This is a genomic window from Salicibibacter cibarius, assembly GCF_016495725.1.
GTDB classification, from domain to species: Bacteria; Bacillota; Bacilli; order Bacillales; family Marinococcaceae; genus Salicibibacter; species Salicibibacter cibarius.
Map to the genome: position 1 here is coordinate 3529805 of NZ_CP054705.1, position 19760 is coordinate 3549564.

Here is a 19760-nt window from a genome sequence, read left to right on the forward strand (position 1 = left end):
AGCTATTTCCTCTCACCGATCTCCCGAGAAAGCTGACCGACAAACGCATCCAATGATTCGGTGTTCGTCTCTTTTTCTCCGTATTTACGGATATTCACTTCATTTGCTTCCATCTCTTTATCCCCAAGTACGAGGGTGTACGGGATTTTTTTCGTTTGTGCTTCCCGAATTTTATAGCCAAGTTTTTCATCACGAAGGTCCGTTTCCACGCGAACACCAGCAAATTGCAGTTTTTCTTTGACCTGTTTGATATATTCAGCATGGATATCCGGGGAGACGGGAATGAGTTGCACTTGCACGGGTGCGAGCCATGTTGGGAAAGCTCCCTTATATTCTTCAATGAGAAAAGCGACAAACCGTTCCATCGTGGAGACGACGCCGCGGTGAATGACGACCGGGCGATGTTCTTTGCCGTCTTCGCCGATATAGGTAAGATCCATTTGCTCAGGTAAGTGAAAATCAAGTTGAACGGTAGATAGGGTTTCATCTTTTCCAAGCGCTGTTTTCACTTGAACATCAAGCTTTGGACCATAGAAAGCCGCTTCTCCGACTGCTTCCACATACTCCGTCCCGTGTTCATCCATCGCTTCTTTTAATAAAATCTGTGCTTTTTCCCACATCTCATCGTTATCGACATATTTTTCCTTATCTTCCGGGTCACGATACGATAGACGGAAATAGTAATCGTTAATGCCGAAGTCGTTGTACACATTCTGGATAAGGTCAACGACGCGCAGAAATTCTTCTTTCATTTGATCGGGCCGACAGAAAATGTGCGCATCATTCAACGTCATGGCACGCACACGCTGCAGGCCGGCCAAAGCACCGGACATTTCATGGCGATGCATCGTGCCAAGTTCGGCAATGCGAAGGGGCAGCTCCCGGTAGCTGTGTAATTCGTTCTTGTAAACCATCATATGGTGCGGGCAATTCATCGGGCGCAATACGAGGTCTTCGTTATCCATTTCCATCGGCGGAAACATATCGTCCTGGTAATGCTCCCAGTGACCGGACGTTTTATAGAGATCGACGCTTCCCAGCACCGGTGTATACACATGGTCATAGCCGAGACGTTCTTCAATATCTGTGATGTAGCGTTCAATCGTACGACGGATCGTCGCGCCTTTCGGCAGCCATAACGGCAAGCCCTGTCCAACTTGTTGGTCGACGGTAAACAAGTCCAATTCTTTTCCAAGCTTACGGTGATCCCGTTCTTTTCGTTCTTCCAATAGACGTAAATGCTCATCCAATTCGCCTTGCTTCGGAAAAGCAGTGCCGTAAATGCGTTGCAGCATTTGATTGTTGCTGTCCCCGCGCCAGTATGCCCCGGAGATGTTCATAAGCTTGAACTTTTTCAGTTTCCCTGTTTCGGGCACGTGAACACCACGGCAAAGGTCGACGAATTCCCCTTGTTCATATAACGAAACCGTTTCCCCTTCGGGAATCGCGTCCAAAAGTTCTAGTTTCAATTCATCCCCTTGCGCTTCAAAGAATTTTTTTGCTTCTTCCCGGGACACTTCCTTGCGTACAATCTCATGGTTCTCATCGATAATCTTTTGCATCTCTTTTTCGATTTTTGGTAAGTCCTCTGGTGAAATCGTCGATTCGGTCTCGATATCATAATAGAAACCATCCTCGATCACCGGTCCAACCCCGAATTTGGCATCGGGATACAACCGTTTCACCGCTTGCGCCAATAAGTGGGCGCTACTGTGACGCAAGACTTCAAGACCTTCTTCATCTTTAAACGTCAAAATTTCGACCTTTCCGTCGTTCGTAAGCGGCGTACGTAAATCAAGCGATTGACCGTTTAATTTTCCGGCTGCCGCCTGCTTTTTTAAACCGGGACTAATAGCGGCCGCAACGTCTTCCAACGTCACGCTTTCATCGAATGCCTTTACTGATCCATCCGGAAACGTTAATTCTGGCATTTTTTCATCTCCTCCTATTTTTTCCGCACGAAAAAAAAAGCCCGCCCCAAAAAGGGACGAGCTTAACCCGCGGTTCCACCCTCGTGCCTTGCCAATACGCAAGACGCTCGGACCGGTTAACGCCCGGGATGACGGCAACAAATACTGTTCGTTCTTCGTTGCAGCTCCGAGGTGGTAAACATCAGGATCGTCGATAAAAAGCTTTCAGCCGGCGGCTTTTCTCTCTGGGATCTTCATCCTGACATTCGCGTCCTCTTCCGTGCCTTTAATCATTGAATCCATTATAAAAAGGTTTGTCGGAAAATGCAAGTGCTGCATTCACTAGTACAACGTAACTTAATCGCTCAATCACACTTGAAACCTTCTAATGATTGGTTCGTTTATGTCTATTGGCGGTTTCCTTCCGGCTTTCGAAGACTATTTTAATCACTAACGAGAGAGAGCTTTGGCGACCTATCTCCGGCTTTCGAAAGTCATTAGGTCTTCAACGATAACTTTTGACGACCTAACTCTGGTTCTCGGAAGTTGTTAGGTCGTCAAAACAGATAGCCTCACACCGGTTCGGAAACGGTGTGATCACTTATTTCAGCCGTTCTGCACTAACAAGCCTCTTTGCGTTAATCGATATTAAAAAATTTGGCTTTTCACCAAGCTTTTATGACGAAAAGCCTTAGTCGAAACTTATGCAGGTAAGAAAGTTGGTTTATACTTACCTGCTAAAATATCCGTGGCGTCTTTGAGTCCCGATCAAACCAAACTAAAAATATTTTGGGGTATTTATGATATAATAGGAAACAGGTATGCATTCGATTTATCGATTTTCGATAATGAATAGGGTGATTGGCGTTACCCCCCCCGAAAGGGGGTGATGCCATGGCTTTGACGCTAATGATTTCGTTCTCCATGATGATCATAACACTCATCGCTGTCGTTGTCGCAATTTTGAACCAAAAAAATAGCCCCTTATTCACAATGGGCAAGGGCTATTTTTTTCATTGAAACTAGATAACGCCAATCCCCTGTTATCGAAATCAGAAGAATGGGTATCTATCGCGACCGCAGTTCCAGCTGTGGTCGCTTTTTATTATATGTGATGTTACCTATATCATACCACATTTTCAGGGGAAATAAACAGAGGTGCACACATTCATTCTTCAGACCATCCCCAATAACGTATGCGAAATATTCACCGAGTGTTGATGAATGCGGAGCATGCTGGTCATCAAGTCGGAAAATACAACGCTGACGGTGCTGCTTTCACTCGCTCCTTGATAGAAATGTTGATAGCGAAGCTCTCGTTCCATCCGTAATATTTTCGGGTTGCTGTGGATGACACGGATGGCCACTTCTGCGTCTTGATCCCGAAAGCCTTGAATGGCATCGTCAAAGCTTTTCATCACTTCTTCATAGAGTTCGGTCACTTTGGCTCGTTCCCATTCACTCAACCGCTTCCCGCCGTGATCTAACTTCGCGATCGTTCGCGTCATGTCCTTCACCGTGTTCGCCATTCGTTCCATATCATTGTTAAAATAAAGCAGTTTGAGTGCTTCTTCCGATTCCCGGTCATTCAAGTTTTGTTCCATCAATCGTTGCAGGTGGTGATAGGTTGCTTTATAAAGATGATCGATGACTTTTTCTTCGGCCACAACTGCTTCTCGGATTTTTTCATCTTGAATCATCGAAATCATATACGGAAGCATGTGATTCCGTATTTTTCCGGCTGCCCGTTCCAATTCCTTGCGCGCTTGCAATAGCCCAACGGAAGGAAACTGAACGGAATCGCGGTCGATATATTTCACATCTTTCGCCGGTTCCGTTTTCTCCGGCAAAAGTTGGACCATCCAATCGGCAAAACGGTTGCAAAAAGGGAGAAGCAACAGCATGTTCACGATATTAAAAATCGTATGCGCGTTCGCGATCTGGCGCTCTATGTCGCCACCCAAAAGCGGAAGTGCTTGCACAAACAAACTCGTGAACGGCAAGAATACGAGAACACCGATGGCTTTAAAGAAGGCATGGGCAATCGCTGCCCGCTGGGCGTCTTTCGATGCTTTCAAGCTGGCAATCATCGCCGTAACGACTGTGCCAAGATTGGCGCCATAAACCGTATACACCGCGGCCTCCAACGAAATCAAACCGCTGCTTGTAAGCGCAAGCGTGAGCGCGATCGTGGCCGCGCTGTTTTGAATAATCCCTGTAAATACGGCCGCCACAAGCACAAAAAGCAATGGGTACTCGGCAATCATCACTAAGGATTCCCGGAACCATTCACTCGACTGCAAAGGCTCCATGGCCCCCGTCATCAAACCCAAACCGAAAAAAACAAAGCCAAAGCCCAACACAATCGAGCCATAAGAGCGGCGTTTAGAATCAAAAAGAAATAAAAGCATCCCGAGAATCACGAATACAAGGGCATAATCCGTAATCGCGAAAGCGATGAGTTGCACGGTCAACGTCGTTCCCACCGCTGACCCGAGCAATACGCCCATCGCTCTGCGCAAACTGATCAACCCGGCGTTAACAAAGCCGACGATCATCACCGTTGCCGCCGTTGACGATTGTAAAATGGCCGCAAGCACGATGCCGGCCAAGGCGCCGTACCATTGATTTTTCGTTACTTTTCGGAGAAACAGGTTTAGTTGATAGGACGAGGACGTTCTCAATCCTTCGCTGGCGACATGCATCCCGTACAAAAAGATCGCAAGACCGCCAAGGAGTTGAATGCTAACTTCGATCCAGTTCATTGTTCTCGCTCAACCTTCAATTAATATTTACGACGCTGAATATTTACGACATGATCAGCCATTCGCTCCACATAACGAATCGCCAAAAAAAGCGGTGCCAGCTTTTCGATTTGATCCGGCGTTTCTTTCATATCCCGGATAATACGCTGTTGCAATGAAAAAAATAATGCATCGACGTCCTCGTCCATTTGTTCCACGCTTTTGTCCGATTGGGGCGTCCCGGCGCGCATGCCTTCCAATGTTTTCGTTAACATAGCCGTACTTACCTGCAGCATCTCCTTATACCCATCGACAAATGACGCGCTGACATACGGACGCAAATCATCCACGTCCAATTCCTTTTTGAGTTCGGCCACATTGACCACCTGATCGCCAATGCGTTCAAACTCCCGCGCCATCCTCATCATCGTTGTCAATGTCCTCAGTTCTTCCGGCAAAGGCTGCTGAAGGCTGATTAAATGCAAAATAGATGTATGGATTTGGTGGTCAAACGCATCGATCGATTCATCTTGTTGGATCACAACATTTGCATCTTTGGTTGGAATAAAAAAAACATCTTTCACGTTTTCCATCTGATGCAAAACTTCTTCGCCCATGCTGAGGAGATCTCTTTCAATCATTTGCACTTCATTACTAAAATTTGTCATTTTATACATGATTACATCCCCCCACCTAAAAATTCCGTCCTATAGATTTCTATTCATCGTATCCCTACAAAATACGCTTCATACGATTAAATCCACTTTTTCAAAACCGTCATCTGTTATTTTTACCAACCCTTTATCCGATAAACGAAGTTCGGGGATCACGACGAGGGCGAGAAGCGATAATGTCATAAATGCATAGTTCATCGTGCAACCGGCTTCGGCAAGTGCATGACTAATTGCACGCGACTCTTCCGCCACTTGTTCAAAAGAGGCATTTGACATTAATCCTGCAATCAGTAAAGGCAAGACTGTCTCCCCTTTTTCCGTTATGACAACAATGCCTCCTTGCATCCCCGCTACTTTATTGGCAGCTGTTGCCATCATCCCATCGTCATTACCGATCACCATGAGGTTATGACTGTCATGCGCTACGGTTGAAGCTATTGCAACCTGCTTATCAAAGCGGAGTCCTTTCAAAATACCAAGACTTTTGTTTCCGTTTCGTCCATGACGTTCAATAACGGCCATTTTACAAAGGTCATCATGAAGAAGGATTTCTCCTTTTTCGCAAGAAAGACTGATATGTTTTTCTTGCGTGTACACCTGATTCTCGTTTACTTCAATCGCTCGCACGTTTACTTTGCTTCCATCGGGAGCAGGAGAAGTGATCCGAAAATCGTCTGCATTTATTTCTTTTCCGAGATGAACCGAATGGATGGCTTTTTCGGGTAATGGAAATTCCGGGAGATTCGTAACCATCTCCCCACCTTGCGCCACGACTTGTCCGGTCGCTATTGTCGTTCCAACGTTTACATCTGCCAGTGTCCCTTCTAGTAAAAGAAGGTCTGCAAACCGTCCGGGAGCCACGATGCCGACATCATTGGAAACGCCAAACCGTTCGGCGGGATTAATCGTCGCCATTTGAAACGCGATAACCGGCGGAACGCCTTGGGCAATGGCGTGACGGACGACAAAATCCATATGCCCCTCATCAACGAGAGATTCGGGACTACGGTCATCCGTAACCAAAAGCATGCGTCTCGTATTCAAGCCGTGCTCCGTATATGCTTTTATCGTTTCCGCAACATCATGCCAAGCTGAACCTCTTCGCAATTTTGCATACATCCCGAGACGTACTTGGGCAATAATGTCCTCGGCCGTAGAATTTTCATGATCACCGCTAATGCCCGCGGCTGTATACGCAGAAAGTCTGCGATCATCTTCCGGGGGCCATGTATAATGGCCATCCGCCGGCCTACCGGCACGCAACGTTTCTTCGATTTCAGCAAGCATCTTCTCATCGCCGTAAACAACCCCGGGGAAGTTCATTACTTCGCCAAGGGCATTGACATCGGTCCCCCACGTGAACGCTTCCGCGACTTCCTTTGGGCCAATGACAGCGCCATTGGTTTCAAAATCTTCGTTTGTCGACGGGACACATGAAGGCACTTGCATATACGCTGCCAACGGTGTCTGCCGCGCTTCCTCCAACATCAGTCTCAACCCGTCAAGGCCAAGCACATTTGTAATTTCATGGGCATCGAAAAAGCCACCAGTCGTTCCTTTCGGCATAACGGCCCGGGCAAATTGCGTTGGTCTTATCTGACTGCTTTCGATGTGGCAATGCCCGTCCAGTAAACCGGGCGTTAAATAGCGATTTTCAGCATCAATAACTTTCGTCTTTTTTCCGATCGCATGATCAGCGTTTTTGCCAACATACGCGATTCGTGTACCTTGAACGGCAACGTCGGTTCCGGGCAAGATTTCATTTGAAATAACGTTTACCAATCTAGCACCTTTGATCACTAACGTAGCGCTCTGTTCTCCTCGAGCCGTGGCATTTAAATCTCTGATACAATCTGCTTGTGTGGGACGTGGGAAGGATAAAGCCATGGTAATTTCGCTCCTTTTGATAATGATTTACGTTCATGCTTGCCTCTATCTTAACAGAACATCTTGATTTTCACCGCAAATTGTTCCTCCTGTTCTATCCAATAAACCATAATTATTTCCCGGGCAATACTTATAATCCAAAAGCTAATGAACGCGATCAATAAACAAAAAAACACCACCGTTAAAAATGTGGTGCCACCTTTTCTTATTTTTTGCTCTTCACTAAAGTCTCTCGTTGATATTAGTGTATAATAACACGGGCAAGCGGAGGAAAAAACACGGGGGTTGTGGGAAAGCGAAGCGGGAAGACCCCACAGAAAAAAGTGTATTTCTTTTTTCCACTTTAAGAACGTTAGCTTTGTTAATGGAATAAAGTTTAAGTAAAACCAAAGCTCCCACCATTAGAACTTGTGGAAGCCAAATTTTTCTAAAAGGAGACTTTTTTTCCGTAGCAATAATCATCAATCATGATTACACCTGTTTGTCATCCTTAAATTTTAGTGTCGGGCCAGTTTTTTCATCTCATGTTGTGAAATTCCATTGTGCGAACGAGCGCGCATTTAATCGCTCTTGAAAAATGGCCCGTAAGGTTTGAATAACCCCATCATCTTGTGACGTATAGATATAGAGGCGTCTGGGAGCTATGCTTGCAATCGGACTTATAATCATTTCCGCCGGATGCAACCCTTCTTCGAATACAAGGGCTGATTCTGTATATTTCAACCTTTGATTCGGCCCCCACTCATTTCCTTCCTTATCCACCAAGCAAAAATATTCACGGTTTTCATACCATAGATGAAGTTCCTGCATTTTAGGCGTTGCTTTTTCCACATGGGAACGCAGTTCATCCACGACCGTCTGGTATTCTTGTTCCATCTGATACTCATCAATCACTACTTCGGCAAGGTGTTGTAAATAGCTTTCGTAATTTCCGGTGCAAAAAGTAAGAAAAGGGTTCCAATAAAAAACGGATCGGTTGCTCAATTGTTCATGAATCGCTACATATAAAACCGTTTTTCGTTCTACCGACCGTCTCGCTTCCGGAATTTCGGGCCGCTCCCCGGCAAGCATGTCTCTGGCCAGCTCCATCACCTGTTCTCGTTCATTCGGTTCGCGGAACTGATAACGTTCTCTGATGAGCTTTTCAATAAAGGATACTTCATATCGTTGAATTATGTCATCGGTTAACACCGCGGCCACGTAAGGGCGCACACTATGCTCCCACTCCATGTCCGAACCCTCATATCGACAATGAATCACATCTTGGCCGAAATGCATTTCAAAGGAAAATGATGGGATTACTGTTAATCTTGAAAGCTCCCTCTTTACACGGTCATACACACGTGCACAATCATGACCATGAGTAAATTCAATTGCTAACAAACGAAGCCCTCCTCCGAACTCTGCAATAATCGATGCCGTATCTATGCACGCCATTCAGTCTGCTATCATGTGTATGGGCAGGCCTTCTGTTTCATGCCTAATTTTTGCGAAAATCAACAACCAGATCCGTCCGCAACCATATCGATCCAGGATTTTTAAACGAGACAAAGAGGGGGAATCGATGAACTTCACACTACGCATCATTTTATGTTGAATAGCTCTGTCATACGTTATTATTTTTCAATATGAGCGTTTTTATATCGTATAAATTCATCCGTCGTCGTGGAAAGCAGCTACGCGTTCTATTACACGAAAAACCCCCGCGAGCGTTACTCACGGGGGGGGGGGGGGTCATCGTTCTGTTACTAGTTTTGCATCACAAAGTCTTTTTTCGCTCGTTCATCTTCCGCAAACACATGCAGTGTATTATATTTCGTATCCCGAACGGCCGGGGTTTTGCCTGCTTCTCGGATGATATCGAGCGCGCGGTTATTGTTCACTTTATATGTGGCGCCCGCGGACGAAACGACGTTTTCTTCAATCATCGTGCTTCCGAAATCGTTGCAACCGAAATGGAGGGAGCGCTTGCCAGTTTCCGGACCCATCGTTACCCATGACGATTGGAAATTCGGTACGTTATCGAGGAATAGACGAGAGATCGCCACGTTTTTCAAATACCCGTCCGCTGAAATTCGTTCGCCTTTCATCCGGGTATTATCAGGCTGGAACGTCCAGGAAATAAAAGCTAAAAATGGGTTTACCTCATCTTGGGCATCACGAACGCGCTGCAAGTGCAATGCCCGCTCCCGGTAGGATTCGCCAAATCCAATCACCATCGTGGCAGTTCCATGCATGCCGGTTTTTTTAGCCAATTTCATGCAGTCCATCCACTCGGTCCATGAATCTTTTAAGCGGCTCACTTTTTTGCGGTTGGATTCCGTTAAAATTTCCGCACCGCCGCCGGGAAGGGAATCAAGGCCAGCATCTTTTAATTCTTGGAGTACTTCTTCCAGCGATAGTCCCGATACTTCGACCATTTTATAAATCTCCGTCGGCGAAAATGAGTGCATCGTGATGTCCGGGAAACGTTGCTTTATTTTTCTAAGTAAATTTGTATAATAGCTAAATGGGAGGTCAGGATTCGTTCCCCCTTGCATCAAAATTTCCGTTCCGCCAACATCAACGGTTTCCTGGATTTTATCCATAATTTCCTCATCGGAGAGGACATAGCCTTCTTCATGCCCAGGCGGGCGGTAAAACGCACAAAATCTGCAATACGTATCGCAAAGATTTGTATGGTTAACGTTACGGCCGATCACGAATGTCGTAATAGGGTCCGGATGCCATTTTTTCATCACTTCGTTGGCTGCTGCACCGATCTTTTCCAGCTCGCTCTCGTCACTTTCATATAATTCCACGGCATCGTCCATCGTTAGACGTTCGCCCGCGATTGCTTTTTCCAATATCGCGTCGACGCTCATGAGGCATCCTCCTTCAATCATCGTCTTCTCTCATATCCTATCATAAAATATGAACAAATGACGAATTTCATAACTTAATAATGTCTTTCATGATACCTCTAGTGCAGATTTTCCGCCCTTCAGAGGTGCCGTAGCTGCTTCTAAACAAAATTTTCCTTATTTTGGTCTTTCTTTACCCGCGATGAATTACAGCATGATTACCTTCGATGTGCCCTCATTTAGAGTTCTCTTAATTTAGAACAGATTACGTCTCCCTGCGATTACGGCCCGATAGATACAGTTGTTTCGTAAACGGACGAATGCGTTCCATAATGCGTTTCGCTTTCATCCTCTCTTCCCCACCTTTGTTGGAATAGGAAAGATGGTCTTCCAATTCTTCGTAGTCCCAGTTCGACGTAAAAATTGTAGGCAGTTTTGCAGTCATCCGATATTGCAAAATCGCCCCTAGGACATCGTCGCGAATCCAGTTTGACATCGTCTCCGCACCGATATCATCGAGCATAAGCACCGGCACACGTTTCACGGCGTCGATTTTTTCACTCACATTCCCCTCTCCGACTGCTTGGCGCATCTCGCGAAAAAATTCAGGCGCATACACGAGCAAGGATTGAATTTTTCGCTCTGCCAGAGCATTCGCGATCGCAGCGATTAAATACGTCTTTCCGACTCCGAACATCCCGTGTAAATATAAGCCTTGCCCATTTTCTCCAGGGTTTGCCTCCCGTTCAAATTCAAGCGCAGTCGCCAAAGCCGTCGCTCTCGTGTCATCCGTATCATCAATTTCCATATTTTCAAAGCTTGCTTTTTTAAATTCCTCGGATACATACAGGCTTTTCACAAGGGATTCTTGCTGTTTTTGACGATCCGACGCAATCTGCAACGGACAAGGATGATAGCGCATTTGAATCTGGCCATGTTCAGGGTATAATTCCGGTTGATAACCCGGCATCGGATTCGGACAATTTGCCAACCCCGGGCATCGATCGCAATTCCGCCAGGAATTCTTGTATTCAAGCAATGCCGTCCTTCCTTGGGCAATCGCATCTTCATTTAACGCCTTGCCGTTCTCGTCAAGCCAGCCGCTCACACGCGTGTCGTTCAACACGGTCTGTTGCACTCGTTCGAGCGCATCTTCCCAGCCGGCATCTTTCATATATTTTTTTAATGACGTTTGTATGGGTTCCATTTTGCGTCATTCCTTTCGATGCTGCTGTAAAAGCGACTGGATTTTTTCGCGCTTCTCATTGACGCGTTTTCGTTTTTCTTCGTCGCTTGCTTCCGCCATTTCACCGGTCAACCACTTCGGCAAACGCTCTTTGCGTTGATTTTGTTTTTTCTGTTGCTGTGTCTTGGTATTGGTATTGGTTCTTTTTTGTTGTTTTGTTCCCTTGCCTTTATACTCTTTTTTGGCAAGTTCCATTGCCTCTTCGACCGTTTTCAAGTTTTCTCTCGACCAGTGACCCGCGATTTTCTCGACGTGATTTCTGTCAAGTTTACGGTCGTTCACCCGCATCACATAATCAATCAGCACGTTCGCCACGCCCGGGTTCAGCTGATAATCAAAAAGCAACGATTCCGCCAAACGCGCATCCGCTGGAGGCACTTTTGCACCCTTATCCGGAAAACTTGCAAGCAACGTTAAAGGGGCGGTTGTTTCATAGTAACGAATCGCCGCGCTCGCTTCATCCAACGGTTCTTTGGTCGCGCCTTTCTTTTCCGACGTCTCGTCAGGTTGATCCGTCCGTAAACCGAGTGCCGGAGGGGACTGTCCATAAGACATTCGATACCATTCCTGGACCTTTTTTCGCAAGCGGTGAATATCCACTTCTTCATCGCCCACAAGCGCCTGCTGAATAAGCTGGCTCATGGAAGCAGCATCGACACGGTAGACAAATGCAAGGCGGCTAACTGCCTGTCTCACATCGGCGGTCAGAAGCACTTCACGGTTAAAAAAAGATGGCAAGCGCTGATATAAAAGATCGAAATCAAAAAAATTCTCCTGTATAGCAACCTCAGGGCTCTCAGGACCTGTCACGAGGGGCTCATTGCTTTCGCTTTTCCATTGCCCAGCATTCGGGATAAGTTCCGAAGGGTGAAGAGAGGTAAACACATCATTAAAGGAAGCGGTCACTTCCGACCAGTCGCCTTCCATGTCGGGAATGATAAACTGTTGCCGCAAGCGGCGGTATTTATTCTTCCCCGTGCGGTTGTATAAAAAAACACTAAGGACATCGTCGGAAAAAAATGCTTGCGGGGACATGGGCGGAAGAAGCTCATAAGAAAATTGCCGATCTTCGTCTTCACTCACCGCCAATGCGTATGTTTTTAAAAGCCCGATGCCCTCGAGTTTTCGGCGGGCTTCCAAAAGCGTCGACAAGTTTTCGCCGGTGACAATCATGAGTTCACGATGCGTCGTCCCTTCACATTCATACACCCCGCGTGTCAAACGATGATAGAGCGTTTGATAGAGATTCACGGCTTGAGCCCCGATCAATGGTTGATAGAGTTGCGTAAGCACTTGTTTGTCTGTCGCTCTGGAATCTTGAGTCATACGCACACGTAAACCATCCACAGGTAACACATGCTTCCAGGAGCCTTCCATGTGTACATCATCTCTTTTCAGATCCGTTTTCCTCATTTTGATTCATCAGTTCTTCCAATTCATTGATGAAAACATTGATATCTTTAAATTGACGATAAACAGAGGCAAAGCGAACATACGCCACATCGTCAATTTTTGCCAAGTGTTTCATAACCTGCTCACCTACCGAGTGACTGGACACTTCGGCCTCTCCGTCATTTCTTAACTCGGCCTCTACTTTTGTGACAATACCTTCTAGTTTTTCAAGCGCAACCGGCCGCTTTTCGCACGCGCGAATAAGTCCACGCAACATTTTCTCACGGCTAAACTCTTCGCGATTTCCATCTTTTTTTACAATGATGAGTGGCGTAACTTCCACAACTTCAAACGTTGTAAACCGATGGAAACATGACTCGCATTCCCTGCGACGTCGGATCGACTTATGGTCGTCATGCGGGCGCGAATCGAGGACGCGGGCACCGTTTGCTTGACAGGCCGGACAGCGCATCGAAAAACCTCCATTTCATCCATTGATTATAGTTTATCATATCATTTTCGTTCCCTGTTTTGGAAGTAAGGAATTTGTATGTAAAAAGACGCCCAACCTTCGTTGAACGCCTTTTTATGGCAGTGGTTTATCCATTGACCGTTGAAGTTTTCGCTGCTTTTTGTGCAATGAGACGTACAAGATCAACGACCCGGCATGCATAACCCCATTCATTATCGTACCAGGCCAGCACTTTTACTTGCCGACGGTTAATGACCATCGTCGACAATTCGTCGATAATCGAGGAATGGTCATTTCCGTTATAATCGACGGAAACGAGAGGCTCATCCGAAGAAGCCAGAATTCCTTTCATTTCTTTGTTCGCTGCCGCACGAAATGCATCATTAACTGCTGTCTCTGTCACCTCTGTCTTCAAATCACAAACAAGGTCCACCAAAGAAACATTCGGTGTCGGCACCCGTAACGCCGATCCGTTCAACTTTCCTTCAAGATGAGGCAGAACCTTTGAAATGGCTTTAGCCGCTCCGGTCGTCGTCGGAATAATGGATTGACCGCAAGCTCTTGCCCGACGCAAGTCTTTATGTGGATTATCAATATTTTTTTGGTCGTTCGTATACGAATGGACCGTTGTCATTAAACCGCTCTCGATGCCGAACGCTTCATCCAATGTTTTAACAACCGGTGCCAGGCAATTCGTTGTACAAGAGGCATTGGAAAGAATGTGATGATGCTCATCATCATAATCTTCATCATTTACGCCAATGACGATCGTTGCGTCCTCATCTTTTCCGGGGGCCGTGATTACGACCTTTTTTGCTCCTGCCTTCAAATGGGCTCCAGCGCCCTCTCTTGTTTTAAATTTTCCGGTGGATTCAATAACCACGTCAATATCCAGATCATCCCAAGGCAACTTCAACGGATCCCGGGATTGTACGATTTTAATTTCTTTTCCATTCACGATAATGGCTTCATCATTGGCCTCCACTGTCGCTTCAAATCGCCCATGAACCGTATCATGCTTGAGTAAATGCGCGAGTGTTTGCGGTGGATACGTCGCATTCACAGCAACAATATTTAGCGTATCATCAAAAAAAGCCCTGCGAAATGCCATTCTCCCTATACGGCCGAAACCATTAATCGCCACGGTTGCACTCATCTTGATTGCCTCCCAATTTATGATATACTAATTAGCTTCATTATATCGATTAGTATATCATATAACAATCGCTCGTACGATGTTTATGGTTAAAAAAAACTCATTAACCTAATCGTTCTGATACTTTTTAGACATGTCTTATGATGACGAGAGGGGATTTAATCCTCAACCTCCACCCCCCATTCCGTTAGAATATGTAGCAATTGATTTTTTGATTCGGCGCGGCTGCCGTCGTTATCGACAACCGCATCCGCGTAATCTTTTTTCTCCTTTAATGGCATTTGCGAACGTATCCGTTCAAGCGCCTCTTCTTTCGTACTCCCGTCCCGTTCCATCAGCCGTTTTAATTGCACATCCTCACTGACACACGCAAGCAGCACACGATCCACCGTATTCATTCTTCCATTCTCTACAAGCAAAGGGATATCGAAAATAAGCGTTCGATTGCCCTCGTTGATCAGTGCTTCTTTTTTGTTCATCATTTCCTTTTGAATCGCCGGATGTGTGATCTTATTGAGACGATTCCGTTTTTCTTTGTCGGCAAAAATAATGCTGCCGAGCGCCTTGCGGTCCAACGTGCCATCATCGTGAAAAACATCATTTCCGAAATAATCTTTGATTTCCTCGTATGCCGGTTGCCCGGGCTCGACGACCTCCCGGGCTACCGCGTCCGCATCGATGATCGGCAGATCCCAAGCCCGCATATAATCCGCAAGTAAACTTTTCCCGCTGGCAATACCGCCGGTGAGTCCTATGATCATATTACCCTTCCCTTTTTAGATAAAATTAGACAATCCGATGCAAACGATAAGCAACCCGGGCAAAAAAACGAGTTTATCGACGGCTTTTCGGCCGGAAAGTTTAAAACCGCCTTTTTTTCCAAGAACTAAAAATATCGAGCACATAACGAAAACGAACACCGCAAAGACAAGCACCGGATATCCAAGCATCGCGACTCCAAAACCGGCCCCAAAAGCATCCAAGGCGAGCGCAAATCCTAAGAGCATCGCTTCTTTAACGGAAATCGTCCCTGAACCATCCATATCGGCAGTAGTCGGCTTTCGCAACACTTGGATGACAAGGCCCAATTTTTTAATTTCCCAGTTGACCATCGTCCCTTCTTTATTTTTACGGACGGGCGGTCTTTGTGGCTGTTCATTCGGCCGTATTCCTTGATAAATTGCCCATGCACCGATCGCGATAAGAATGATGCCTCCCAGGTAATCGGCAAAATGGGCGGGGATATATTGGAAAACCACTCCCGCGAACAAACCCGCCATTAAAGCAGATATAAATGAACATAAACCGATAAGTACAACCGGCAACATGGAGATTTTAAGCTTGCGCATGCCGTACGTCATGCCAACTCCGAATGCATCTACACTAACCGCGAACGCAAGCACGAGTAACGCGACCCAGCCTTCCATCAGACATGCTCCCTCCAGCTATCTATTTAAGATAGCCTATGACAGGAGCCCATCCAATGTACTTCAAACCGAAGGCTGGCAATTTGGGCAATAGTGCGTTCCGCGCCCGGCGACGATTGTTCGTTCAATTTCCCCCTCACACATTTTGCACGGTTGCCCTTTACGGCCATATACATACAATTGTTGCTGAAAATACCCCATTTCCCCGTTGCCATTTAGATAGGAACGAATGGAAGAACCTCCGGCTTCGATGGCCGCTTCCAAGGTTACGATTGTTTCACGATGAACCCGCAAAATTGCGTTTTCATCAAGCGACGCGGCCGGATGGCCGGGAAAAATCCCGGCGCGAAACAACGCCTCATCTACATAGATGTTGCCAAGTCCGGCAACCGCGGATTGGTCTAGCAACACGGCTTTCACATTGCGGGTCGTTTTCGTGAATTTTTCCCGTAGGTAAGGAGGTTTGAAGGAAGGATCCATCGGTTCCGGCCCTAACTTTGCCAACGGTGCAACGCTCATTTCTCTGCCCTTCGGAAACAAATGCATCGTCCCAAATTTACGCACATCGTTATAATGAAGTTCACTGTTATCGTGAAGAAAAAATCGTACATGCGTGTGTTTCGTTGGCGCTTCCTCACTTAGGCTGTATTTCCCTTCCATGCGTAAATGGGAGACAAGCGCATAATCATCCAAACCAAAGATCAAAAACTTTCCCTTTCGACCGATCTGTTGAATCGTTTGTCCCGCGAGAAAAAGACGAAACGCCTCCACATCATCCGGTTCCTTTATCATCTTCGGCCATCCGACCTCAACATCGACAATTTGCTTATTTTGCACGAGTTTCGTTAATGTTCTCCTTACGATTTCCACTTCTGGCAATTCTGGCATACCTTCTCGTTTCTCCTCACTTCGCTTCGTACCAAGTTTCCCCATACGCCACATCAACGATAAGCGGCACATCAAGGGCAATTGTTCCCGTCATTGTCTCGGTGACGAGCGTTTCCATTTGTTCGATTTCTGTTGGCGGAACCTCAAAAATCAGCTCGTCATGAACTTGTAACAGCAGGCGACTTTGCAATCCTTGTCTCTTCAAATCATCTGCTACATCAACCATAGCTTTTTTAATGATGTCGGCAGCCGTTCCTTGAATGGGCGTATTCATCGCTGTTCGTTCCGCGAAACTTCTGCGGTTAAAATTTCGGTCGTTAATCTCGGGGAGATAACGCCGGCGCTTTAACAGAGTCGTAACATAACCTTCATCTCGCGCATGGAGCACAGCTTCATCCATGTATTTCTTCACGTTCGGATAACTTTCAAAATAACGGTCAATAAACGATTGGGCTTCTTTTCTTGTGATCCCGAGATTTTGGGATAAACCATAATCGCTAATGCCATAGACGATTCCGAAATTCACCGCTTTCGCCTGACGACGCATCGTGTCGGTAACTTCCTCTTTTCCAACGTCAAACACATCCATTGCTGTTTGCGTATGAATATCTTGTCCTTCGTGAAAAGCCGCTTTTAATTTTTCATCACCGGACATATGGGCAAGAACACGCAATTCAATTTGTGAATAATCAGCAGCCAAAATCACCCATTCGGGTTCTGAAGGAACAAAGGCTTTGCGTATTTTTCTTCCTTCTTCAAGGCGAATCGGGATGTTTTGCAAATTCGGTTCAGCCGAACTCAAACGGCCCGTCTGCGTGATGGCTTGGTTAAAACGCGTGTGGATTTTGTGCGTATCTGCATGAATAACCTTAAGAAGCCCCTCGATATACGTCGATTTGAGTTTCATCACTTGCCGGTAGTGCAAAAGTTTCGGAATGATTTCGTGTTCATCGGCAAGCTTTTCGAGAACGTCGGCAGCAGTGGAATACCCGGTTTTCGTTTTCTTGATGACCGGAAGTTCAAGCTTCTCAAAAAGAATCGGCCCCAATTGTTTCGGGGAATTAATATTGAACATTTCACCGGCAAGGGAATGGATGTCTTGTTCGAGCGACTGCAGGCGCTCGTCAAGTTCCTCACCCATATCAATCAACTGTTGTTCATCTGTCGCGATCCCCTGCAGCTCCATTTCCGCGAGCACTAATGATAAGGGAAGCTCCAACGTTGAAAACAAGCCGCTTTGTTCATTTTCATCCAACTCGGAACGAAGGGCTCCCTCTATTTTCCAAAGCGTAGCCGCTTTACGAGCCAAATGGTCGTTGAGCGTCGCGGCCTCAGGCTTGCTAAACTTCGCGCCTTTCCCATACACGCTTTCATCCGCTAAAACCGTGTGTAAGCCCCGCCGTTCAGCAATATCCGCCATGTCGTGCGCCGATAAAGAAGGATCCAAGAGATACGATGCAATGAGAGCATCGAAAGGCACGCCTTTGAGCGCGATATTCTTCCATCCCAAAGCGACGATGACGCGCTTGGCGTCAAATAAGTACTTTTCTTTTTTTTCATCGGCTAACCAATCACGAAAAGCATCCGTTGTGAGTGCGGTCTCCGCGGGGACGGTGAATGATCCGTTTTCATTTACAATGCCGACGCCCCAAATATCGGCATTGTGGTAATTCTCTACCGGCACTTCGACAATAAGAGCCGCCGGTGACGCGAGCATTTCATCTGTAATATTTTCCATATGTTGGAATTCAAATTCCTCAAGTGCCGCTTCCTCTTCTTCTATATCCTCGTCAGTCGCAATTTGGTTCATTAAAGAATTGAACCCGTATTCTTTAAAAAGCTGCCGCACTGCTTTACTGTCATACCCTTCATAAGAAAGACGGTCCAGCCCCAAATCAACTGGTGCTTCCCGGTTAATGACCGCCAATTGCTTGCTCATAAGGGCTTGTTCCCGGTATTCTTTCAGCCGTTCCCTCATTTTCGGACCGGATACATCATCGGCATGGTCCAGAACGTCTTCAATATTGCCATATTCAGCCAATAATTTAAGGGCTGTTTTTTCACCGATTTTGGGGACGCCCGGGATATTATCCGATGAATCCCCGCCGAGCCCTTTCATATCAGGAATGTGTGTGGCCGGTATGCCATACCGTTCAGCGATTGCGTCGGTGTCATACCAATCAACATTCGTAATGCCCTTTTTCGTAATCGCAACGTGCGTCCTGTCGGTCACGAGCTGAAGCAAGTCCTTATCTCCGGTGTAGATGCGAACCTGCCAGTTCTCGTCTTCTGCACGTTTGGCAAGCGTCCCGATAATATCATCTGCTTCATATAACTCGACCTGAACGGAGTTAATCGTAAACGACTGTAAAATTTCTTGAATGATCGGCAGTTGTTCCGAAAGCTCCGGCGGCGTTTTCTGGCGATCGCTTTTATAGTCTTCGAATTGTTCATGTCGGAAGGTTGTTTTCCCGGCATCAAACGCGATAAGCATGTGCGTCGGTTGTTCTTCCTCCAAAATTTTAAGCAGCATCGTTGTAAATCCATAGACGGCGTTTGTGTAGACCCCTTTATCATTCGATAAGAGGGGCAGGGCATAAAAAGCACGGTATGCCACGCTATTTCCGTCTACAAGCACGAGTTTATTCATAAATCGCAAGGCTCCTTTCGGCCAACCTGTATATCATGATTTTATTCTATCATAATTGACCCTCGTGAACATAAATAACATCCCCCGGAGATGGGGGATGTTATTGGTTTATATACTATATCTTTATTATTGATCGAGTTCTTTAATGTTATTAATGGGCAACCCTGTAACTTTTGATATATATTCAGGTTAGCGACCCTTTAATCGGTGTCCGCTGGCTGTTCGGGTGTTAATTGCATGGTTAGTGACCCTTCGAGCGTGGTTTTCACCTCTGTTTGGGTGCTAATAACTCGGTTAGTGACCCTTTAACCCGGTTTTTCAAGGCTGTTCGAGTCCTAACCCCGTAATGAATGAGCCCCAGAGCATTTATCCTTGTTTGTTTAACGGAGTAAATCACCCGTCTTTTCTATATCAACTTATCAATCAGTTCCATGGCGGTCATGGATTCACTTTTTTTCACCGCTTGGCCTC

15 protein-coding genes are annotated in these 19760 nt (G+C 46.2%); 1 reads left to right on the forward strand and 14 read right to left on the reverse strand.

Features of this window, described 5'->3' with window-relative positions:
• Nucleotides 1-2: 2 nt before the first annotated feature.
• Complete coding sequence (thrS, locus tag HUG15_RS17845) at nt 3-1931, reverse strand: threonine--tRNA ligase (RefSeq protein WP_200124373.1); 1929 nt, start codon at nt 1929-1931, stop codon at nt 3-5.
• A gap of 906 nt (nt 1932-2837) precedes the next feature.
• On the opposite strand from thrS, the gene HUG15_RS23715 reads away from it, so the two are divergent.
• Nucleotides 2838-2930, forward strand: coding sequence for a hypothetical protein (locus tag HUG15_RS23715; protein ID WP_425504060.1), 93 nt, complete (start codon nt 2838-2840; stop codon nt 2928-2930).
• Nucleotides 2931-3085: 155 nt separating this feature from the next.
• Here HUG15_RS23715 and HUG15_RS17850 read toward each other — a convergent pair whose 3' ends face one another.
• The 13 genes from HUG15_RS17850 to polA form a co-directional block, all read right to left on the reverse strand.
• Nucleotides 3086-4675 carry a Na/Pi cotransporter family protein gene (locus tag HUG15_RS17850; RefSeq protein WP_200124374.1) on the reverse strand — a complete coding sequence of 530 codons (1590 nt, stop codon included), beginning with the start codon at nt 4673-4675 and terminating at the stop codon, nt 3086-3088.
• A 20-nt stretch (nt 4676-4695) separates the two neighbouring features.
• Entirely contained in the window at nt 4696-5331 is a 636-nt protein-coding gene (gene phoU, locus HUG15_RS17855; protein ID WP_200124375.1) for a phosphate signaling complex protein PhoU, read from the reverse strand.
• A gap of 69 nt (nt 5332-5400) precedes the next feature.
• The gene (gene ade / locus HUG15_RS17860) at nt 5401-7215 is read right to left on the reverse strand and encodes an adenine deaminase (protein WP_200124376.1); all 1815 of its coding nucleotides are present in this window, start codon (nt 7213-7215) and stop codon (nt 5401-5403) included.
• Nucleotides 7216-7737: 522 nt separating this feature from the next.
• Complete coding sequence (gene ytxC / locus HUG15_RS17865) at nt 7738-8598, reverse strand: sporulation protein YtxC (RefSeq protein WP_211202260.1); 861 nt, start codon at nt 8596-8598, stop codon at nt 7738-7740.
• Nucleotides 8599-8963: 365 nt separating this feature from the next.
• Nucleotides 8964-10079 (reverse strand): cyclic dehypoxanthinyl futalosine synthase, encoded by a 1116-nt coding sequence (mqnC, locus tag HUG15_RS17870; protein WP_200124378.1) that lies wholly within the window; start codon nt 10077-10079, stop codon nt 8964-8966.
• Between the two features lie 244 nt (nt 10080-10323).
• On the reverse strand, nt 10324-11265 hold the full coding sequence (gene dnaI / locus HUG15_RS17875) for a primosomal protein DnaI (RefSeq protein ID WP_200124379.1): 942 nt from the start codon (nt 11263-11265) through the stop codon (nt 10324-10326).
• A 6-nt stretch (nt 11266-11271) separates the two neighbouring features.
• A complete protein-coding gene (locus HUG15_RS17880) occupies nt 11272-12717 on the reverse strand; it encodes a replication initiation and membrane attachment family protein (protein WP_200124380.1) in 1446 nt (481 codons plus the stop codon).
• A complete protein-coding gene (gene nrdR, locus HUG15_RS17885) occupies nt 12689-13168 on the reverse strand; it encodes a transcriptional regulator NrdR (protein ID WP_200124382.1) in 480 nt (159 codons plus the stop codon). The genes HUG15_RS17880 and nrdR overlap by 29 nt, the downstream gene beginning before the upstream one ends.
• Before the next feature lie 127 nt (nt 13169-13295).
• Nucleotides 13296-14324, reverse strand: coding sequence for a glyceraldehyde-3-phosphate dehydrogenase (locus HUG15_RS17890; protein WP_200124384.1), 1029 nt, complete (start codon nt 14322-14324; stop codon nt 13296-13298).
• A 158-nt stretch (nt 14325-14482) separates the two neighbouring features.
• Nucleotides 14483-15085, reverse strand: a complete 603-nt coding sequence (gene coaE / locus HUG15_RS17895; RefSeq protein WP_200124386.1) for a dephospho-CoA kinase — start codon at nt 15083-15085, stop codon at nt 14483-14485.
• Between the two features lie 15 nt (nt 15086-15100).
• The gene (gene ytaF, locus HUG15_RS17900; protein ID WP_200124388.1) at nt 15101-15751 is read right to left on the reverse strand and encodes a sporulation membrane protein YtaF; all 651 of its coding nucleotides are present in this window, start codon (nt 15749-15751) and stop codon (nt 15101-15103) included.
• Nucleotides 15752-15814: 63 nt separating this feature from the next.
• Complete coding sequence (mutM, locus tag HUG15_RS17905) at nt 15815-16639, reverse strand: DNA-formamidopyrimidine glycosylase (RefSeq protein ID WP_200124390.1); 825 nt, start codon at nt 16637-16639, stop codon at nt 15815-15817.
• Between the two features lie 16 nt (nt 16640-16655).
• Nucleotides 16656-19289, reverse strand: coding sequence for a DNA polymerase I (gene polA / locus HUG15_RS17910; protein WP_200124392.1), 2634 nt, complete (start codon nt 19287-19289; stop codon nt 16656-16658).
• Nucleotides 19290-19760: the final 471 nt, after the last annotated feature.